Raw genomic sequence first — 2,962 nt, forward strand, 5'->3', positions numbered from 1 at the left:
ACCCTCAACGCAGGTGGCAGCTTTCTGAAAATCGACCCCAGCGGGGTCACCCTGGTTGGCCCACAGGTCAAAATCAACTCCGGCGGCAGCCCCGGCAGTGGTCGCGGGCAGGCGGCACAGGCACCGCTTTTCTCACGCAATGTTCAGGCCGAACATCACAAGGCTATTCTGCCGGTGTTTCCTAGCTCGTCACAGCATCTAAAGCTAGTTGCTAAAGAAGGGAAATTACTCAGTGCTCAATGTTATCAGCAGGCTGATGGGAGCTGCCCTTTAGCTTCATGCCCCTGCAAATAAAAAGGTGTTGCAATGAGTGAGTTACCAGTATTAGAGATGCTAAATAAACAAGAAGAAAAGTCGGTATTCATACTGTTGGATGGAGCTGTCTTTCCAGCGATGCAATGTGTATATGACTATGAAGTATCACCTCAGGTTTCACCGATATATTATGGAACTCGGCACGAGGCGTCGCTAGATGTAAGCCCATGTTTATATAAGCCTGGCGCTAAAAGTAAGGTGTGGTATTGTGAGAGTTATTGGCGAAAGAATGGAGTGGTTTTTGTAAGCGCATACTCCTATTTTGAAGTGCTTGAGTACCTAAAAAGCTTGATAAGCATACGCCTTCCTAATGATCAGCTAGCCTATTGGAGATTTTATTCTCCAGAATGGTTTTCAATGTTAATGAATACCTTTAGCAGTGATGAGTTGTCAAATTTCTCTGGACCGATAAGTCAATGGGCGGTCTACAGTGGCGGTGGTTGGGAAATATACAACCATGACGGTCATGGTTTGTTCGAAAAAGATAAAGAAGAGGGATGGTTTCAGCTGTCTCAAGACTGCATGGAAAAAATGAAATATGTAAAAAAAGAAGAGTTTTATACTCGTGTGGAAGCACAGCTAGGTAATCATATAAGTCAAGATGGTTTTGAGAAAATTTGTAGAATGGATGTTAAAGATATTGTTGGTAAGGCTGAAAGGTTGGGTTTTAAAACTAATTCAGAGTTGGAATGGTTCGTTATTACGCACTATAAATACCCTGAGTTAATGGAGAGAGATGCTGTAAAGAAATTAGTTGAAAATGTTGAGCTCGCAGCACTTGAACGGCAGTTTAAAGTTGAAGAGGTTATGTGGGGAGTCAAGGGGAAAGGAGATCAGTAATGGGCTACACAGTGCAAAGTGGTGATACATTAAGCGGAATAGCTAGAGAAAAGGCGGTATCAATTTCTTCTATCATGGAGCTAAACCCTTCTCTACAGAACCCGAACCAACTACAAGCGGGCATGGAGTTAATACTTCCAGAAACTAGTGAAATACATGATAGCAGCTGTCCAGAAGATATTGTCGCTGATAGCCCTTGCGTGGAGCAAGAAGAAGTCGAGCCAGGGTTCTATATCGTAGAGCGGCCACAAACCGTTGAAGAGCTGAAAGAGCATTTGTTTTCAAGCAATTTCAGTAGCGATGTGGACGCTATGCTTGAACGCTTAAATCCGCAGTTGGATGGCGGCGTCGTTCCAGGACAAGTGATTGTGCTAAGCGACCCTAGAAGCATGCAATGTACGCGAGAAGAAAGTCTTCTCATGCAGATCGCTAGCGATGTTAATGCTATCACTGCTGAGTTGACCCATGAAGAGGCCCAGCTCACGGTTGACTACTATAACTTATTAGGTGCAGCAACTGGTGGGGCTGGGGCAGCTATTGGTAATACCGCCGCTGGAATAAAAAATTATACTCGGCAGGTTGAGGCAAAACTAAGACAGTTAGAAGCGCTTTACCAGCGTACCTATGAGCGAACAGGCAGGCTTAATAGCCCGGAGTTTTATGCTAGGCGACAGGTTTTGTTTCGTGAACTTGATACCTTACTTGATCGCGTAACACGTATGGGATTGGGTATACCCGAGCATCCTAATTTACGTCATGCGCTTGGGGTGACGACAAAAACGACAGTGCACCATTGGCGACAGGCAGGGTCAGCGGCTTCGGGAATACCAGGTTATGCAGATAACTACGCGGGTGTTGCCCGAGCAAGCCAGTGGCTAGGGCGTGCTGGTTATGTAGGGATAGGGTTCAGTGCTGTATCAGCATACTCAAACACAGTGGAAGCCTGTACCTTAGGGCGTGAAGAAGAGTGTCAAAGGACTCGAATTAGAGAAGGGGTCAGTTTTGGTGGCGGGGTGCTAGGTGGGGCAATAGCGGGTGGTGCTGCTGGTTCTGTCGCTGGGGGAATTTGCTTGGCGTTGGGCGTTCCCACTGGCGGTTTAGCGACGCTTGCCTGTGGAGTCGTAGTGGTCGGTGGGGCTGGGTACGGTGGTGGAGCAGTAGGTGGAAAACTAGGTGAGTTAGGTGGAGAATCGTTGGGCGAGCTTATATACGGTAATTGAAATGAATGAATTTAATTTACTACTGGGTTTGTTTGTGGTTTTTGTAATAGCTGTTGGTGTTTTTTCACTTGTCATATGGGGGGGGATGTTGCTTTTTTATATGGAAAAGATAGACCAGTATTTTGATAGCCCCGATTTTCTTCATAGAGGCGTTAAAGGTTTATGGCCTTGGGAAATGGGACGGGCGGCAAGTTATGGCGTGTTTATATTGTTCCACAATTCAAGGTTTGTGCGTAAAAAACTTCCATATGCCCGTGAAAACATCAATATTGATGAACTGCCTAAAAAGATAAAATTTATGGTGTTGTTTCCGATGTATACATGTATTCCTGCTGCTTTGTTTATATTGGCTGGAGGATCGTTTTTATATATAAATAAATGGTTCTTTTGATTCTGTAAAGTGTTTTTACAAAGCTGATTAATTTAAGTTTAAGTGTTATAAGGTTTAATGTTTAACTAGGGGCGCCCCCGCCGCGCAGTGGCGGTTACTGCTACTCAAGTTCGCCGGGCCGGTCGGCTGGTTTGTCGCCGCCAGTACGCTGCTCTTGGTGATGGGTGACCTGTTGGCCAATCGGTTTTCGTTAAGC

At 45.5% G+C, this 2,962-nt stretch carries 3 protein-coding genes and 1 pseudogene; all 4 read left to right on the forward strand.

Annotated features, from left to right (window positions below):
• Positions 1-294: pseudogene (locus HP566_RS19010) on the forward strand (type VI secretion system tip protein VgrG); the annotation flags it as partial.
• A 12-nt stretch (positions 295-306) separates the two neighbouring features.
• The gene (locus tag HP566_RS19015) at positions 307-1,155 is read left to right on the forward strand and encodes a DUF4123 domain-containing protein (protein WP_249978887.1); all 849 of its coding nucleotides are present in this window, start codon (positions 307-309) and stop codon (positions 1,153-1,155) included.
• On the forward strand, positions 1,155-2,375 hold the full coding sequence (locus HP566_RS19020; RefSeq protein WP_249978888.1) for a LysM peptidoglycan-binding domain-containing protein: 1,221 nt from the start codon (positions 1,155-1,157) through the stop codon (positions 2,373-2,375). Before HP566_RS19015 ends, HP566_RS19020 begins: the two co-directional genes overlap by 1 nt.
• Before the next feature lies 1 nt (position 2,376).
• Positions 2,377-2,766, forward strand: coding sequence for a hypothetical protein (locus HP566_RS19025; RefSeq protein ID WP_249978889.1), 390 nt, complete (start codon positions 2,377-2,379; stop codon positions 2,764-2,766).
• The last annotated feature ends 196 nt before the right edge of the window (positions 2,767-2,962 follow it).

It is taken from the genome of Vreelandella olivaria, from assembly GCF_023507745.1.
Taxonomy (GTDB): domain Bacteria; phylum Pseudomonadota; class Gammaproteobacteria; order Pseudomonadales; family Halomonadaceae; genus Vreelandella; species Vreelandella olivaria_A.